Annotated in this window: 21 protein-coding genes and 2 pseudogenes; 6 read left to right on the forward strand and 17 right to left on the reverse strand. The window is 41.4% G+C overall.

Going from position 1 to position 14,086, the window contains the following annotated elements; genetic code table 11:
* From BM100_RS21050 to BM100_RS23320, 3 genes are all read right to left on the reverse strand, one after another.
* Positions 1 to 1,916: toprim domain-containing protein (locus tag BM100_RS21050; protein ID WP_092514509.1), on the reverse strand; the 1,916-nt coding region annotated here is incomplete at its 3' end.
* Between the two features lie 3 nt (positions 1,917 to 1,919).
* Complete coding sequence (locus BM100_RS21055) at positions 1,920 to 2,330, reverse strand: hypothetical protein (RefSeq protein WP_092514511.1); 411 nt, start codon at positions 2,328 to 2,330, stop codon at positions 1,920 to 1,922.
* Positions 2,323 to 2,484: a hypothetical protein gene (locus BM100_RS23320; RefSeq protein ID WP_169924798.1), complete on the reverse strand. Its 162-nt coding sequence runs from the start codon at positions 2,482 to 2,484 to the stop codon at positions 2,323 to 2,325. The genes BM100_RS21055 and BM100_RS23320 overlap by 8 nt, the downstream gene beginning before the upstream one ends.
* A gap of 190 nt (positions 2,485 to 2,674) precedes the next feature.
* Between BM100_RS23320 and BM100_RS21060 the strand changes: the two genes are divergently transcribed.
* Entirely contained in the window at positions 2,675 to 2,860 is a 186-nt protein-coding gene (locus tag BM100_RS21060) for a YlcI/YnfO family protein (protein ID WP_092514513.1), read from the forward strand.
* Between the two features lie 172 nt (positions 2,861 to 3,032).
* Here the strand turns inward: BM100_RS21060 and BM100_RS21065 are convergent, their stop codons facing one another.
* Both BM100_RS21065 and BM100_RS21070 read right to left on the reverse strand, forming a co-directional pair.
* Positions 3,033 to 3,317: a helix-turn-helix transcriptional regulator gene (locus BM100_RS21065; RefSeq protein WP_092514515.1), complete on the reverse strand. Its 285-nt coding sequence runs from the start codon at positions 3,315 to 3,317 to the stop codon at positions 3,033 to 3,035.
* A 123-nt stretch (positions 3,318 to 3,440) separates the two neighbouring features.
* Positions 3,441 to 4,664, reverse strand: coding sequence for a tyrosine-type recombinase/integrase (locus BM100_RS21070; RefSeq protein ID WP_092514517.1), 1,224 nt, complete (start codon positions 4,662 to 4,664; stop codon positions 3,441 to 3,443).
* 396 nt (positions 4,665 to 5,060) lie between these two features.
* On the opposite strand from BM100_RS21070, the gene BM100_RS21075 reads away from it, so the two are divergent.
* Positions 5,061 to 5,426, forward strand: coding sequence for a DUF1090 family protein (locus tag BM100_RS21075; protein WP_092514519.1), 366 nt, complete (start codon positions 5,061 to 5,063; stop codon positions 5,424 to 5,426).
* A 69-nt stretch (positions 5,427 to 5,495) separates the two neighbouring features.
* On the opposite strand, the gene BM100_RS21080 is transcribed toward BM100_RS21075, so the two are convergent.
* The 7 genes and pseudogenes from BM100_RS21080 to BM100_RS23325 form a co-directional block, all read right to left on the reverse strand.
* Entirely contained in the window at positions 5,496 to 6,032 is a 537-nt protein-coding gene (locus tag BM100_RS21080; protein ID WP_244590734.1) for a hypothetical protein, read from the reverse strand.
* A gap of 622 nt (positions 6,033 to 6,654) precedes the next feature.
* The gene (locus tag BM100_RS21085; protein ID WP_092514523.1) at positions 6,655 to 7,020 is read right to left on the reverse strand and encodes a hypothetical protein; all 366 of its coding nucleotides are present in this window, start codon (positions 7,018 to 7,020) and stop codon (positions 6,655 to 6,657) included.
* A 406-nt stretch (positions 7,021 to 7,426) separates the two neighbouring features.
* Positions 7,427 to 8,158 carry a barstar family protein gene (locus BM100_RS21090; protein ID WP_092514525.1) on the reverse strand — a complete coding sequence of 244 codons (732 nt, stop codon included), beginning with the start codon at positions 8,156 to 8,158 and terminating at the stop codon, positions 7,427 to 7,429.
* 390 nt (positions 8,159 to 8,548) lie between these two features.
* A pseudogene (locus BM100_RS23970) lies at positions 8,549 to 8,635 on the reverse strand (RHS repeat-associated core domain-containing protein); the annotation flags it as partial.
* A 215-nt stretch (positions 8,636 to 8,850) separates the two neighbouring features.
* Positions 8,851 to 9,261 (reverse strand): hypothetical protein, encoded by a 411-nt coding sequence (locus BM100_RS21100; RefSeq protein ID WP_244590735.1) that lies wholly within the window; start codon positions 9,259 to 9,261, stop codon positions 8,851 to 8,853.
* Positions 9,254 to 9,469, reverse strand: a complete 216-nt coding sequence (locus BM100_RS21105; protein ID WP_092514527.1) for a hypothetical protein — start codon at positions 9,467 to 9,469, stop codon at positions 9,254 to 9,256. Before BM100_RS21105 ends, BM100_RS21100 begins: the two co-directional genes overlap by 8 nt.
* A 289-nt stretch (positions 9,470 to 9,758) precedes the next feature.
* Complete coding sequence (locus BM100_RS23325; RefSeq protein WP_175494994.1) at positions 9,759 to 9,920, reverse strand: hypothetical protein; 162 nt, start codon at positions 9,918 to 9,920, stop codon at positions 9,759 to 9,761.
* An 88-nt stretch (positions 9,921 to 10,008) separates the two neighbouring features.
* On the opposite strand from BM100_RS23325, the gene BM100_RS21110 reads away from it, so the two are divergent.
* Positions 10,009 to 10,338, forward strand: a complete 330-nt coding sequence (locus BM100_RS21110) for a hypothetical protein (RefSeq protein ID WP_244590736.1) — start codon at positions 10,009 to 10,011, stop codon at positions 10,336 to 10,338.
* Positions 10,339 to 10,424: 86 nt separating this feature from the next.
* On the forward strand, positions 10,425 to 10,739 hold the full coding sequence (locus BM100_RS21115; protein ID WP_092514529.1) for a SymE family type I addiction module toxin: 315 nt from the start codon (positions 10,425 to 10,427) through the stop codon (positions 10,737 to 10,739).
* 104 nt (positions 10,740 to 10,843) lie between these two features.
* Here BM100_RS21115 and BM100_RS21120 read toward each other — a convergent pair whose 3' ends face one another.
* From BM100_RS21120 to BM100_RS23330, 3 genes are all read right to left on the reverse strand, one after another.
* Positions 10,844 to 11,200 (reverse strand): hypothetical protein, encoded by a 357-nt coding sequence (locus tag BM100_RS21120; RefSeq protein WP_092514531.1) that lies wholly within the window; start codon positions 11,198 to 11,200, stop codon positions 10,844 to 10,846.
* Position 11,201: 1 nt separating this feature from the next.
* On the reverse strand, positions 11,202 to 11,444 hold the full coding sequence (locus BM100_RS21125) for a hypothetical protein (protein WP_092514533.1): 243 nt from the start codon (positions 11,442 to 11,444) through the stop codon (positions 11,202 to 11,204).
* Between the two features lie 289 nt (positions 11,445 to 11,733).
* Positions 11,734 to 12,012, reverse strand: coding sequence for a hypothetical protein (locus BM100_RS23330; RefSeq protein WP_169924797.1), 279 nt, complete (start codon positions 12,010 to 12,012; stop codon positions 11,734 to 11,736).
* Between the two features lie 79 nt (positions 12,013 to 12,091).
* Between BM100_RS23330 and BM100_RS21130 the strand changes: the two are divergent.
* Positions 12,092 to 12,331, forward strand: a pseudogene (locus BM100_RS21130) (helix-turn-helix domain-containing protein); the annotation flags it as partial.
* An 86-nt stretch (positions 12,332 to 12,417) separates the two neighbouring features.
* The gene (locus BM100_RS21135) at positions 12,418 to 12,738 is read left to right on the forward strand and encodes a SymE family type I addiction module toxin (RefSeq protein ID WP_092514535.1); all 321 of its coding nucleotides are present in this window, start codon (positions 12,418 to 12,420) and stop codon (positions 12,736 to 12,738) included.
* Between the two features lie 105 nt (positions 12,739 to 12,843).
* Here BM100_RS21135 and BM100_RS21140 read toward each other — a convergent pair whose 3' ends face one another.
* Together BM100_RS21140 and BM100_RS21145 are read right to left on the reverse strand one after the other, a co-directional pair.
* A complete protein-coding gene (locus BM100_RS21140) occupies positions 12,844 to 13,116 on the reverse strand; it encodes a DUF6881 domain-containing protein (protein ID WP_092514537.1) in 273 nt (90 codons plus the stop codon).
* A complete protein-coding gene (locus BM100_RS21145; protein WP_092514539.1) occupies positions 13,113 to 14,000 on the reverse strand; it encodes a tyrosine-type recombinase/integrase in 888 nt (295 codons plus the stop codon). The genes BM100_RS21140 and BM100_RS21145 overlap by 4 nt, the downstream gene beginning before the upstream one ends.
* Between the last annotated feature and the right edge of the window lie 86 nt (positions 14,001 to 14,086).

The raw sequence follows: 14,086 nt of genomic DNA on the forward strand, positions 1-14,086 counted from the left end.
AATATCACTCGCCGCCGTGCAATGCCACCGTTACGTTCGGTAAAACTCATGGGTTCGTTATTGGTGGCTAATACCACGGCTTTGATGATGGTAGAGAATTGCTTCTCATATTTTCCGTCAACTTCAATTAGGTCGCCGCCTGTAATGGCTTTAATGCCTGCACCTTCACCCACATATTTAACCTGATCGGGCAGTGTAATTAAGCTCTTGCCGACAAACTGATAACGGCCTCTCGCTTCATCCAGCGCTCTCATATTGCCACTGGCAGTATTGTGTTCTCCCGCTAATAAGGTAGCGATATAAGTAAACACGCTTTTACCGCTGCCGCCTTCACCTGTTACTTCAATAAATAACTGCCAGTCATAACGGTTTGCCAGAATCATAAACAGGGCAGCTTTGATACGATTCATTTTATTTTCATTCTGCCCCGCTGCATGGGATAACCAGCGATAAAAGTCAGGGGCATGGTCTGGTAAATTTTCACCGACAACAGGCAGTGTGAATGCAATGCCGTTATGATTCATTAGCCAGTGTTCCGGCTGGTGTGGGGTAAATTGTTGTGTCGATAGCGCATACACGCCATTGCTGAACCCGATTAAATCCGGTCGTTGTTCGCCAATGACCGGAATTTGTAATTTCATGGCACAGATAGCGTTGTTTATCCCGTTTGGGCTATAAGGGGTGTCGTGCTGGTCGAAGATTGTCACCATTGCGCGACGCAGCTCATTATCCGATACGGTTTCCCATGTTGTGCTGTTATAGTGATAAACTGCTTCGCTTTCAGGATTGACCGCGACTTTGCTGTAATGATCAACCAGCAATGCCCCGCGTTGACTGGCTGCCATTTGTGCCAGATTGTTATTGGCCTTTTTGGGTTTAGTTTCGTGGATCACTGCCGCTTCTGCTTCCATGAGTTTTTTCTCTCCAATCTGATATAATCCGTTGCTGAATGCCTGCTTTGCTGCCTTAATACCGTGATGCTGGCGATAATCGTCCCAATCGGCCTTATTCTCTGTCGGTGGCAGTGTTACCCAACCATTGATAGCTTTGGCGGCTTTCTCAGCGGCAATTTTTCCGACGTTCTTTTTGAGTTTTCCGTTTTTGTCCTTTTCCTCTTGCTTATGCCAGTCATTATCAGCCGCAAGAATAATTTTCGATTCAGGCCACCGCGTTCTGACTAATTCAGCAACATTCAGTAAATTGCTTTCATCAATGGCGGCCAGTACCACACCTTTATATAATTGACTGACAGTGAGCGCTGTCGCGTAACCTTCTGTAATGATGATGGTGTCAGGCGCTCCGGTAATTTCAGATACCGGAATAACACTCCCTTTCTTCCGTGTGCCGGAGACAAGGTGCTTTTCACCGTTCGACTTGATAGTCTGAGCACCAGTGATTGTGCCGTCCAGTGTCTGAGTTACCAGCAATAGCGAATTCTGTAATAACCGCTGGTTGGGATGTTGCAGCCCCTTTTTCACCAAATACTGTGATTCTCCCCTCATCGACTTTTCCACCAGCACCGCGATCCGTTCTGCAATGGGTTTTACTGTTCGGGGCTGCTCTTTAGCTGGTTTGGGTTCAGGTAATGGTATTGCCAAAACATCAGCAACCTGCTTAGCCGCTGCCAGAATAGTGATACCTTTAGCTCTTGCCACTAAATCCAGACCATCGCCGTGATTCGGTTCATCACACTGGCGACAATGCCAGTCGCCGTGATGGTTATCGTCTATAAAGTGAAAACGGTCAGTACCACCGCATATTGGGCAAGCGCCATGTTTACCTTTTGCGGGAACATCAACGCCACAGGCTGGCAACAGGCTTTGCCAGTGATTCATGGCTGATTTTTTCACAGTTCGGATAACTTCTATTGGGCGGGTTTCCGTAGGGTTTTTAGGCCGTGAAGAATGTTGGCTCATGATTTATTCCTCCCCATAGACAGCCGCACACAGTGCGTAATAGACGTCTTGATTAAAATCACAAGCCAGCGCCAGCAGATCGCGCAGTTCTTCTGAACAATCTCTGCCGATTTGGTCAAGAATCACCTCAAATAACGATATGGCTAATCCTGCCCGATACATGGCCTGATCTAACGGTATCGCTTTCTGGTGTCTGTTCGTCACATAACCTAACAATGTCAGCAACAAGGGTTGTGGCATATGTTTCAACAGTGCCTGCTGTATTTCCTGATTGATATCACGCGCCAGCAAGATCAAGTTATTAAGTTCAATGGTGCATTCTTCCGGCGACTTTTCGAGAATGAACGTGAAAACAGAAGCCGCTAATTGCGTGCGATACTCTGCCTGTTTTAATGAAAGTGTTTTTTTACCCACGGTACACCTCCTGACGGGAAACGAATATCAGGGAGGAAATATCCGCTAGAACGGAGATAAGGCGTTGGGAGTGAATATCTATCAGTCGTTGATTGCCTGACGTAATTAGACATGTAAATTTAGGGCGAGTTTGGTTAGACTGTATGTCAGCCATAGCATTAGCTCCGATAATGTTGTGGTTAGAAGCCCAGCTAGTGCTACAACACTGTTGGGCTTTGTTATTTTTGAATGCTACAACATTCAACTGGATGCCAGTATAAGCACCAACTGGATTCCAGTTCAAGTGTTTATTTGTTGTTTTTTCTGTGTATACTGGATTCCATATAAGACATGAGAACCCATATATGACAAGAGACCACATAAATAAAAAATCACAAAAGATACAAGCTAGAGCACCACATGAGGTTGTCGAAGCTATAGAAGTATTGAAAGAAGAAGGTGAAAGCACAGCACAGTTTATTGTCACCGCACTACAAGGTGAGATCAAACGCCGCCAGCGCAAAGCCAAAGCATCATTTAAGCCTGAATAATCAATTAACCCTCTTAAAGAGGGTTGTCTCTCAAATTGATGGTTACTTAACATCAAAGAATCTATATAGCTAATATCTACTATCACACCAACTATTCCCAAAAATTAAGCTGCTTTTAGGGTGAATTTGACCACTGCCAATTAAGGCAGTTAATTTTTCCATAGTGTTATTTTTAATTGGTAGGTTTACGGCTATACGGATTATTTATATTTTCTACGGTTGGCGGATTACGTACCCAGTGCAGTAGATCACTGAGCAACCAAGCGCAGGAATTGCGGCCTAATGGCTTACGGGCAGGGAAGCGGCCTTCATTTTCCAGTTTCCATGCTGATGTTCTGGAAATAGAGGTAATGTGCTGGCGTTCCTTTTCACGGATCAGACGATCATAAGGTTCGCCATATTCAGAAAGGATAGAGCGGCGTTCTTCAGGTGTCGGAGTGCTGTATTGAATAGTCATGTTACCCTCACTGTTTAATTGTTTTTGTGAGGGTATTTTACTTAATGGAAATTATTACGGAAGTAAGCCACATTTGTTACATATATATCACAATTATCATATTCGCAATCAAACTCATTCCTATTATTGAGCTGCTTTTAATATAACCACATTCTCATAGTTACCCGCCAATACATCAAGCCGCTCACACCATTTGTTTAAAGCGTCTAGCTTCTCTGGTAAGTATTGGCTTCGGTTATAAACTGCCAGAATACCACCTAAAGTATGACCTAGCAGTAACTCAACAATGTGCGGGGCGATCCCCATATCACTTAACATTGTGGCAAATGTGCGCCGTAAATCGTGAAGCACCCACTTCTCATTATGTTTTAGCCTTTCCCATACTCGACAGCCAGCCATGCTAACCGTTGTATAATCTTTTAATTCCCCCAACAAATATTCAGAATGCCTATTTTGGTGCTTTAACATTTTTATTTTTTCAAATATTGCATCAGGGATTGGCCTAATTATTTTCTCTCTCGTTTTGCTATTACACTCTGGAATAGTCCATAATTTTTGTTCTAAATCCCATTCATCCATTTTTGACATACGAATCTCTACTGTTCGTGCGCCAAATACAATTAATAGATAAAATATATTCTGATAGTAGGGAATATAGTAATTGCCATTAATTGATTTTAAAAAATCAGACAATTCTTTTTCTGTCAGAACTCGTTTTCGTTTATTTTGTTTAACCCCTATATCCTGCTTCGTGATACCTTCCAGTACATGAGAAACAGCAAATCGACGAACTCGGCAGAACTTTAAAGCCTGTTGAGACATTTGTAACAATGCACCTGCAATGCTCGGAGCGGTCTTTTTGACCAGAGAAAAACACCTTAGCCAATAATGAGTATCACAATCAGAAAGAGCAATTTCGCCTATATGCGGAAAAAGATGTTTTTCAAAACGTTCCCTGTATCTTTCAGATAAAACCAAATTTTCATCAACGTATTCATTCAACCAATATTCTATAGCTTCTTTAACAGTTACTGGTTTTAAGGTGCTTTCCCTATCTAACTTTGTTTTTCTTTGTGGGTCTTTTCCTTCTGCTAACCATGTTCGACACTGGTCGCGCATTTCACGGGCTTTAGCTAAAGATAGATCGGGGTATTTCCCTAATGTTAATAATTTTGCTTCTGACTCTCGACCACCTAGACGATATTTATATATCCAAGTTATAGAGCCTGCTTTTGTGACTCGAATCATCAGACTGCCACCATCAGATATTTTTCTTACTCTATCGGAGCGTGTCCCCAACAGCGCTCTTAATTTCTTATCCGATAGCTTGTTTATACCTGTAGACATGTTCAAATCTCACAATTTGTTGCCCCACCGATTACCCCACAGTGTGATGCAAAAGTGAGAAAACGTCAATAAACACTGGAACAATATACAGTATATGATTTAATCTAACAATTTGATAAATAAGAAATAAAATTAAAATGGAATAGCATCAAAACACCTAATCCCATAGGTGACGATAACTTAACATTCAATTTAACCCCGAGAGCAGAATACGGATAACTTGCCTGATGCCCGACCAGACAACGAAAGGTGCATTATAGCCTCATTCTCGATAAAAAAGATAAAAGTCTCCTCTTGCCCCCTTTCTGTTGCCAACCCAGTATTATTTTCAGGATAAATTCGAGATCAGCGTATAAAATTTTGGTTAAGTATTATCAATACCCTTAGGAATATTTCATGATGTCGAAAACTATGATCCTATCTGCATTGATCGTTTTCAGTATGAGTAGCGCCTATGCAAGCCAAAATAGAGCGGGATGTGAGATAAAAAAGAAAGCGTTGGAAACACAGCTTGAATACGCTCAGACAGATAAAGACAAGCGGCTGATAACAGGGTTAACCCGAACATTGGAAAATATCAAAACCACGTGTGATTTGGAAAAACGCCTCCAAGAACAAAACAATAAATCAGAAACCACCAAAAACAACGTTTCTGGCAAACTGCCGCCTCAAAAACAGAAAAACAGCAAAAAACAGACTCGCAAGCCGACAAAGAAAATCGGTATGAATGCAGGCAAAAAAGCGCAGCCCAAGCAGAAGTAACAAACAGGCACTAAGCTACGTACTCAGCTTATTTTATTGCTAAGACAATTTGGGGAAACAGGGGGGAGATTAAGAACTATTTCCCCTGACTTGTTGAACATTCGAAGGCGAAATCTTATAGTAAACTTTATCACTCATGCGTGGCTCATTTTCAATTTCAACGGAAATAATGGCATTATCTTTAGAAATTGAATAATGGCTAAAATAATCTTCTTCCGTTTCATGAGGATAATGAAAGTTAGGCTTAATTAATTTTTTCTCATAAGATTCATCCGAAGGATTGTACTCCCCTGAATAAATGACTTTTTCATTTCTGACGAAGATAACTTTATAAAAAAGACTGGCTGTATCATTAAAGGTTGTACCGATGATATCCTCAATATCCTCACGGTCCATTCCTTTATCAATAATATACATTTTATCCCAATCAAAAGAGGTTATTTCACTTATATCAATCAAGCAGGATGTATTTATTTGACAATGTTTATCGACATAATTAATTATGCTCCATTGTTTGTTACTAAAAAATAACAATAAAATGACAATACCCAAAAGTAATGCAAATATGATAATATTATTTTTGTTGACAACATGGAAAAACATCATATACCCCTTCATCATCAAATCTGACATGAGAAAACGGATTTAAAATTTTAACCTTGAAAATCAACTCAGTACTATTAAATCTGCAACATTGTTTTTTATCACAACTCCTCAGAACCCGCCCTCATAATCCGATATTGATAAACACAACCAGAAAAAGATGCCCTGACTTCCAGTGGCAGTCTGATTTTTTTAGCGTTTATAATATGTCATGCGGGATATCTTGAACTGGGGAGGAAACTCCACATACCTGTAAGCAATTATTTTTTAATTGCTATTAAACACCTTAAGTGCGGTTACAAGATAAAAAATTGACATCTATTTCTATTTTTCAACATCAAGAACACCTTGGCAGGGTACTCTGAGTGGCGAAAAGTATAGTAATTGTACTCGTGATTTTTTTGATTACAAATAGAAAAAGATGGTAAACAAATAATAAATGAAAAAAATGATTGCTAACGTGATTTACTGATAGTTTTAAAAAGATTAAGCACGTTGGAATTTTAATAAACACTGATCTTTTATACACACTGTTATTTTATTAAGTATTTTACTTCCAGATTCATAATATGGTAATTAATGCATATCCGTTTTCCTTGTTTATCATTAAAATCTCCGTTAATAATCAATACCTAAACACGCCAGATTCCGAAGAAATCAGCTTTCCTTTTTTTGAAATATCCAAAATCCCGTATTGATAAATTTTGTATATCCGCCCTTTATTCTTGAATTCATATCCATAGAAATCACAGCTTCCTGTTATACAATCCCGGTTAAGGGTTTTTCCCTTCATCACTAAAGAAGTCTGTTTTTGCTTATTGAGTAGTGTAAAAACGACATCATCACAACTGACATTCCCTTCTGAGCAGCGAACATTGATAGTGATATCGTAATTTTTTGTCTCAAAAACTGATGTGTAAGCGGCGAATGATATCTGCGGAGGAACAGTAAATATTACACTTAAAATGCACAACAGTCGTTTCTGTCTCATTTTACTGCCCCTTTTAGCCGCTTATCGAAAAAATGCCTGCTGTTTGTTATGTTCTTATTTTCCTTCCAAAACGGACAGACCACCAAGAGAAGTTTCGTGTTTTACATTACTCGGGGATAAGTCCGGGCACAAGAGAATAGTACCTGAAGTGATTATACGATTATAGAAGAGGTTGGAATTTTCATCTAATTGCATGGGTGTAGCATAGAAATGGGCGCTTGTCGCTAAATCATGAGTGGTGGTTTGATGATACTTAAGCATCAAGCAACATTACTAGCGTCAGCAAAAGCAGCTCAATGAAATTAAATTGAAGATGCGGGAGTTGATTGGGGATTACAAGGCAGGATGATGATAAAAAGCCGGAAGATCGCGGATATCTTTCCGGCTTTAAAACTAATTAACAAAATTATATTTTGTTAATATTACATTTTCTATCAACTAAAATTTCCATGAAGGTATCATAGTAATTACAATCAGGAGGACTAATTCTTTCTAAAAAAAGTTTTAATTTATCCATATTTTCAATATAAATATTAATTTCTGATTTTTCATAGCTAAGATCACCCAATAAATCATCAAACCCGTGAAAATCTCTACCTATATATCCTCTTTTCCCCCAAAATGCTTCTCCAAGCTTGCAAAAGAAGTCAAGATAATTATTGATGCCTTCTAAGCTTAGTGAGACATTAAGTATTTTATTAGGTTTTGGTGGAAAAATTTGCTGCCAGTATAAGCACGCGGTTAGCCATAGATTTTTTGTTTCTATGCACTTGTTGTTTTTCCAGTAGATAAAATCATTTCCTTTAACCCACTCTTTTAAAATAGCAATAATGATAAGAGGTGGCTCATCAGAAGTTTTTATTACGAATGAAAACTCTTGACTGTTTGTTAGAGTATTTTCTTTGTCTATTATATGACCATCAAATTCTAATGCACATATCTCATTGATATAATAGGATATAGTAATTATGTCTTCTTTTTTTACTTTGACACTCTTCTGCACCTTGATTTCTTTTGATCTTAATAAAATTAAACCAAAATGATCTCTTTCATTATTGCTCAGGTGAAAAAAGTCAATATCATCGGCTATAGCGCATTCTACCTCATTAATATATATGCAATATTTACTGTGGGTCATAGTATTGCCATTCTGTTGAATAATTTAATGTTTATCATTTCATTGACTTGTGCCCTGGATATTTACCACCATCGGGGTACCAAGGGCTCGGAAATTTATAGACTTTTTCGTAATCATGATTTAGTACATATCCATATATTTTTTGACCAATTGGTAATGTTTGTTCTAGTATGCGATGGTGTGGGTCAAGCCCTTTTCCTGAATGAACTACTTGCCATTCTTTAGCTCCGATCCAGAATTTATTCGTTTTTCCTTTTCTATCTTCTAGCGTTTTTTGAATTCCAGTATCTTTATGTAGCCTTGAACTGTGATTATATCTTCATATTCTCCCCTAACGCTTTTAGGAACTGGGTTTGGTGAAGATAATTTAAGGGACTTATCACAATCTTTACCGGCCAATCCCAGCGGATCTATCCATCCCGTCGGATTATACACATACCCGTACGGATTTACCCCGCCCAGCAGCCCTATCGGGTCTTAGAGACGGTTGTTTAGTTCTTATCCCCGACAGCGACGAGACAAACAGCCTCAAACAGCAATACCAGCGCGAGCAAATCAGTGACATTAAGCTCAAGATGCGTGAGCTGATTGGGGATTATAAAAGCCGCTAAGGGCAGGGAGTGAGCCGCTCTTAAAAAAGAAGAAGCCGGAAGATCACGGGGATCTTTCCGGCTTTTTAAACTAATATTTCTTTAACTTGGATATATTCTTCTCCAATGTTCAGTATCTTCTACTTTTGACCAAGTTGCATATCTCCACTCTATATTTCCTTCTTTTAAAATTTTTATTACTTTATTTTCAAATTCAAAATTAAAGTATTTATCGGAGTCAATAATTATATAAATGACATGATAGTCATCAGATAAAAAATCACCAAGCTGATCAATTCTATCAACAACTTCAATATCAAATTCTTGTAATTTTGCTTTGGCAATATAACGGCCTTTTACATCTTGATATGGCAAGTTTATATCAAACGTTTTCTCTAATTTAAGAATTAATTCTTCAAATGGAATATCTTCCAATAAAACGATATTTAAAGACCTTGTTTTTCCTATATGCACGCTTCTTACCCTATTTACATTTAACCATTTGTTAAACATCACCTTTTCTGGCTAGCTCATCTATTTCATGTGATTTGAAAATCCTAAAACCAAAAGCTTCATCCCTTAACCCAGGAAGCGCAGCCCTTAATTTTTTATCTATAGAAGCCTCTATTTCTTTCATTCCTTCAATCTTATAGGCATCACGGCGTCTATTATCAAATACAGGGTTATAAGCCAAATAATCAGATTTAATAAACGCATCCACATCAAAGCTTTTTAAATTAACAGGCCTTGATATGCTTGGATCATGCGCTTTACTAATTCCACTCGCGGCACTGCCTCGATAACCGATCTCTGCATTCGGATCAATTTTACGTATTTCAGGCAGGTGTTCGCGAAGTATGGAATTAATCTTCTCCTGCGTCGCAACTAATTCTGCATTAAGCCCCAGCGGATCGATTCGATTTGTGGGGTTATGGACATACGAATACGGGTTAAATCCACCTTTCAGCCCTATCGGGTCATAGGGCAGGTTCGGGTGCGGTCATACTTTTTTAGGTAATTTTTCCTTTGACTATCAGCTTATTAAAGATCCGTTTTACCTGTTTCACCCACGCCCGCCACTCAACAACATCGATACGCACTTTTGAGCTGTTTTTGCCCTGCGCCTTGATGCACGGTTGGCGCTGCAACCCGAAGAGCAGTATAGCGGCCATTGTTCCCGATGATGGGCTGAACAGCCTGATTTTGTGATAGGTTTCCCTTTCGGCAACGGGTGAACATCGCCCGAGCCGTTCTGCGGGTGTGGGCGGCAGAGAGCCTGCCAGCGGCAACCTGCGACGCTCACAGGCACGGTATCAGTGCTGGCTTAAGTTTTCCGACCCAATAGGGAAGCCCCCTCAGAGGGCTACCGGAACATATCAACCGACGATTGGTGTATTTAGGGGGATTACATTAGCGTTGAATGTCAGTGCAGATATGCTTCTTTTCGAACCGGATGAACGCGGCCCCGATGAACGGTTAAAACTTCAGTTTGAAGCGATTTCACCGTTAGACGAGAAAGAATGGGAGACAGTGATTAGCAGTATTTTGCATATGCATGATGCGAAGCGCTTGACAACAAAGGGCAGCTAAAGAGAAGAGTCAACATTTACACGGTGTTGAGATGCTGGACACATCCCGACACCGCTAACCATAACCAACTGACTAGGAGTTGAATGATGGCTAAGGCGCATTCTAAGCAAACCCGTGCTCAAAATAAAGCAGCTAAAACAGAACGTTATTACACCGTGGGATACGTCCCGCAAAACGACAAGGCCAGTGCCCCGCCCTCGATACACCTGAAAGGGCAATGGCTTAAGGCCGCCGGGTTTGAGATTGGCGGCTCGATCACGGTGAAGATCATGGAGGGATGTCTGGTGCTGATCCCCGACAGTGACGAGACCCACAGCCTCAAACAGCAATACCAGCGCGAGCAAATCAGTGACATTAAGCTGCGGATGCGGGAGCTGATTGGGGATTACAAAAGCCGCTAAGGGCAGGGAATGAGTAGCTCTTAAAAAAACATGGCCGGAAGATCACGGGGATCTTTCCGGCTTTATTGTATTATTTAGAGAAAAGCGAAGTAATTTATTGGGAATTAATGTGGATATATTACTCTGTAGTCACCTTCCTCTTTTATATCAATTAATATCGCCTTATCCCAAATAACAGTATTTTTATTTAAGATATTAATAATTTCATTTATATCATTTTCACAATTATCATAAAGATAAAAAGACAAGGTATGATACTCATCAGATAATATTTCAAGTGATCTATCTTCCTTATCAACAAGTTGGATTTTATACTTATTTATATTGCCTTCAGCAACATATCTGCCATCCATATCTTTAATAGAAAGATCACATCTTAATATTAATTCAATAACTTTGACCAACTCATTGAAGGAGCCAGAAAAAGGCATCAAAATACTAATTTTTCCTTTTGTTTTCATCTCATTGGCCTTTGCAATTTATCATGATTTGAATATCTTTATTTCGGCGATATTCATATACTTCAAATGTTTTATACATTCTAAAACCAAAAGCTTCATCTCTTAATCCAGGTAATGCTGCTCTCAACTTTTTATCAATGGAGCGCTCTATTTTAGCTATGGCCTCTATCTCTTTTCCCTCTCTGAATCTATTAGTATAAACTTTATCATTAGCTAACACATCGGACTGAATAAACGCATCCACATCAAAGCTTTTTAAATTAACAGGCCTTGCTATGCTTGGATCATGCGCTTTACTAATTCCACTCGCGGCACTGCCTCGATAACCGATCTCTGCATTCGGATCAATTTTACGTATTTCAGGCAGGTGTTCGCGAAGTATGGAATTAATCTTCTCCTGCGTCGCAACTAATTCTGCATTAAGCCCCAGCGGATCGATTCGATTTGTGGGGTTATGGACATACGAATACGGGTTAAATCCACCTTTCAGCCCTATCGGGTCATAGGGCAGGTTCGGGTGCGGTCATACTTTTTTAGGTAATTTTTCCTTTGACTATCAGCTTATTAAAGATCCGTTTTACCTGTTTCACCCACGCCCGCCACTCAACAACATCGATACGCACTTTTGAGCTGTTTTTGCCCTGCGCCTTGATGCACGGTTGGCGCTGCAACCCGAAGAGCAGTATAGTGGCCATTGTTCCCGATGATGGGCTGAACAGCCTGATTTTGTGATAGGTTTCCCTTTCGGCAACGGGTGAACATCGCCCGAGCCGTTCTGCGGGTGTGGGCGGCAGAGAGCCTGCCAGCGGCAACCTGCGACGCTCACAGGCACGGTATCAGTGCTGGCTTAAGTTTTCCGACCCAATAGGGAAGCCCCCTCAGAGGGCTACCGGAACATATCAACCGACGATTGGTGTATTTAGGGGAATTACATTAGCGTTGAATGTCAGTGCAGATATGCTTCTTTTCGAGCCGGATGAACGCGGCCCCGATGAACGGTTAAAACTTCAGTTTGAAGCGATTTCACCGTTAGACGAGAAAGAACGGGAGACCGTGGAGGCCGTGGAGACAGTGATTAGCAGTATTTTGCATATGCATGATGCGAAGCGCTGGACAACAAAGGGCAGCTAAAGAGAAGAGTCAACATTTACGCGGTGTTGAGATGCTGGACACATCCCGACACCGCTAACCATAACCAACTGACTAGGAGTTGAATGATGGCTAAGGCGCATTCTAAGCAAAACCGCGCGGTAAATAAAGCCGCCAAAACAGAACGTTATTACACCGTGGGATACGTCCCGCAAAACGACAAAGCCAAAGCACCGCCCGCAATTCATCTTAAAGGGCAATGGCTTAAACAAGCTGGCTTTGAGATTGGCGGCTCTGTTACCGTAAAAATCATGGATGGCTGCTTGGTGCTCATCCCCGACAACGACGAGACCCACAGCCTTAAACAGCAATACCAGCGCCAGCGCGAGCAAATCAGTGACATTAAGCTGCGGATGCGGGAGCTGATTGGGGATTACAAAAGCCGCTAAGGGCAGGGAATGAGCAGCTCTTAAAAAAACAAGGCCGGAAGATCACGGGGATCTTTCCGGCTATGCTACGGGTAATAAATTAGCCTTCTAATATATTAAATAAAACTAAAAACATTTAGACCATATAGAATCAAACTCTTCTTGGGTTATATTATAAGCCTCAAATTGAGTATCTTGATTTATCTCACTTATTAAAGGAATTGGAACCTCCCCTAATATTGTATCCCCTGTTGTTTTATCCTCTTGAGCATAATAGGCTTTTCCATTAGGAAAAATTTCAACTTTCCTTACCTCATATCTATCAACATCCAATTCACTATATATTGCAATTGGATAACCCTCATCATTATGTTTCCAGTAAACCTTTATGTATATCATTTCATATTTTTCCCAAAGCCGGCTATTCTTCCTGATATATCAAGTGGTTGATCGCTCAAATGCACAAAAACCCCTTTCCTACCCTTAACGATATCTAATCCTCTAACTTCAATCGCGAGTTTGTCCAGTTGGGCTTGCTCTCGGATGGCGTTAGCGGCGATGTGCGTCAGGTGACCCGGCGTGAGTGGCCTGCCCTTTTGTGAGATAAACAGATAGCCACTGTCATGCTGCGCCGCCAGTTCGGGACGCACCGACGTCAGATAACGTGCCAGCCAGCCCAGCGCCCGCGCCCCGATGGGCACCACCCGATCTTTATTGCCTTTGCCCTGCCGGATAACCACGGCACCCCGTTCAACGTCGATATCCCCTTGTTTGAGCTGGCGCAGTTCCATGCGGCGGATACCACTGCTCCAGAGCACTTCCAGCATCACCCGGTTGCGCAGCCCCAAGACACTCCCGTCCTCCAGACTGTCCAGCACCTGCACCGTTTCACGTTCACTCAGTATCTGGGCAGGCAACCGCTTCTCTTCCTTCGGCAACACCAGCTGTTCAGTGGGATTATAAAGCAGGTGATGCCGTTGCAGCAGCCAGCGGAACCATAACCGCAGCGTGCTCAAGCGTTCCCGCTGACCGTTGGGGCTGTAGGGCTGGCCATCAACTTTGCGGTAAGCCCGCAAGTAGCGTTGCCAGCTTTCCAGCAAGACCAGCGTCACCTGGGCGGCATAACAGACGCTACGCTGTTCGCACCAGTCCACGAACGGCAACAGCCGTTCCCGGTAGCTTTCCAGCGTGCGCGGGCTTTTTCCCTGCGCGGTCTGCGTGTCCAGATACGCATCCAGTTGCTGGCGTAAAGTGGTGAACCGGGAGCTGTGTGGGTTTGTCATCGGATTTTCCTTTTTGTCGTGGGGAGTATGGCAGGATGGATTATCTTTTCGTGGTCTGCCGGAACAGTGATTTTTGCCTGAGGCCG

It is taken from the genome of Xenorhabdus mauleonii (assembly GCF_900113945.1).
Lineage (GTDB): Bacteria > Pseudomonadota > Gammaproteobacteria > Enterobacterales > Enterobacteriaceae > Xenorhabdus > Xenorhabdus mauleonii.

Bases quoted from the DNA above. Each gene is read 5' to 3' on its own strand.
- BM100_RS23320 (WP_169924798.1), bottom strand. From the start codon at position 2,484: ATGGCTGACATACAGTCTAACCAAACTCGCCCTAAATTTACATGTCTA.
- BM100_RS21060 (WP_092514513.1), top strand. From the start codon at position 2,675: ATGACAAGAGACCACATAAATAAAAAATCACAAAAGATACAAGCTAGA.
- BM100_RS21065 (WP_092514515.1), bottom strand. From the start codon at position 3,317: ATGACTATTCAATACAGCACTCCGACACCTGAAGAACGCCGCTCTATC.
- BM100_RS21070 (WP_092514517.1), bottom strand. From the start codon at position 4,664: ATGTCTACAGGTATAAACAAGCTATCGGATAAGAAATTAAGAGCGCTG.
- BM100_RS21075 (WP_092514519.1), top strand. From the start codon at position 5,061: ATGATGTCGAAAACTATGATCCTATCTGCATTGATCGTTTTCAGTATG.
- BM100_RS21080 (WP_244590734.1), bottom strand. From the start codon at position 6,032: ATGATGTTTTTCCATGTTGTCAACAAAAATAATATTATCATATTTGCA.
- BM100_RS21085 (WP_092514523.1), bottom strand. From the start codon at position 7,020: ATGAGACAGAAACGACTGTTGTGCATTTTAAGTGTAATATTTACTGTT.
- BM100_RS21090 (WP_092514525.1), bottom strand. From the start codon at position 8,158: ATGACCCACAGTAAATATTGCATATATATTAATGAGGTAGAATGCGCT.
- BM100_RS21100 (WP_244590735.1), bottom strand. From the start codon at position 9,261: ATGTTTAACAAATGGTTAAATGTAAATAGGGTAAGAAGCGTGCATATA.
- BM100_RS23325 (WP_175494994.1), bottom strand. From the start codon at position 9,920: ATGGCCGCTATACTGCTCTTCGGGTTGCAGCGCCAACCGTGCATCAAG.
- BM100_RS21115 (WP_092514529.1), top strand. From the start codon at position 10,425: ATGGCTAAGGCGCATTCTAAGCAAACCCGTGCTCAAAATAAAGCAGCT.
- BM100_RS21120 (WP_092514531.1), bottom strand. From the start codon at position 11,200: ATGAAAACAAAAGGAAAAATTAGTATTTTGATGCCTTTTTCTGGCTCC.
- BM100_RS21135 (WP_092514535.1), top strand. From the start codon at position 12,418: ATGGCTAAGGCGCATTCTAAGCAAAACCGCGCGGTAAATAAAGCCGCC.
- BM100_RS21140 (WP_092514537.1), bottom strand. From the start codon at position 13,116: ATGATATACATAAAGGTTTACTGGAAACATAATGATGAGGGTTATCCA.
- BM100_RS21145 (WP_092514539.1), bottom strand. From the start codon at position 14,000: ATGACAAACCCACACAGCTCCCGGTTCACCACTTTACGCCAGCAACTG.